Below are 856 nucleotides of genomic sequence, written 5' to 3'. Positions count from 1 at the left end.
TTAACCGCGCAGAGGATGCTGTGCGAGGGTTTGGGTACGATGACCGGTTTGTCCGCATGTGGCGTTATTACCTTAGTTATTGTGAAGGCGGTTTTCTTGCTCGTACGATCAGCGCCGTTCATATGACTTTCCAGCGCCCATAAGAATTATGAGAGTGTTGATTGCGTCCACTTGGTTTCAACTGTGCTGGTTTATTGCTGTGCTTGGTACGTTTGAGTGGCAATGGTTGATGATGATACTGGCGTTGGCGACTTTGGTGTATTCCATTCTGACGGCGTTTCACTCGGTGAAAGCGATCTCCTTTGTCACCATTTTCGGGCTAGTTCTCGATACGCTAAATCAACACTTCTCGCTTTTGGTTTTCCCTACCCCTTGGCTCCCTGTGTGGTTGATTGGTCTATGGGTATTGTTTGCATGGTATGCCTACCAACTGACAGTGCTTTTGCACCGCTTCGCCAAAATCTACGTATCAATATTAGGTGGGCTTGGAGGAATGCTCAGCTACTTCGCTGGCTACAAGCTTCAAGCGGTAGAGTTTGGATTCGATACAAGTATTACGTTACTGGCCTTGTTTGTTGAGTGGTTGGTGTTAATGCTGGTGATTCTCAAGGTGTATGACAATGGCAAGCTTAAAGAGAAAACTCCTAAGGGGTATGGGTAGCGGTATCTTGTTTGTGTTTGCAATGGGCGCAATACCTTCGCAGGCACAAGATATAGGAAGTACTGACAGACTGAATGTAGAAAACTGGCAGGAATGGGAAACAGTTGGCGAAGCGCAGCTCACTTGGTTTGTGTTTGATATTTATCGATCTCGCCTAAAAGCACCCAATGGACAATACCTTGTTTCTACGGATGT

Annotated in this window: 1 protein-coding gene and 2 pseudogenes; all 3 read left to right on the top strand. The window is 46.4% G+C overall.

Annotated elements, in window-relative coordinates:
• Positions 1 to 143: pseudogene (locus tag R7Q48_RS25890) on the top strand (SAM-dependent methyltransferase); the annotation flags it as partial.
• A 5-nt stretch (positions 144 to 148) separates the two neighbouring features.
• A complete protein-coding gene (locus R7Q48_RS25885; RefSeq protein WP_025636501.1) occupies positions 149 to 661 on the top strand; it encodes a DUF2878 domain-containing protein in 513 nt (170 codons plus the stop codon).
• Positions 654 to 856: pseudogene (locus R7Q48_RS25880) on the top strand (hypothetical protein); the annotation flags it as partial. The gene R7Q48_RS25885 and the pseudogene R7Q48_RS25880, both read left to right, overlap by 8 nt.

The organism is Vibrio sp. 378 (genome assembly GCF_033339435.1).
This window is presented reverse-complemented; position numbering and strand designations above follow the sequence as displayed.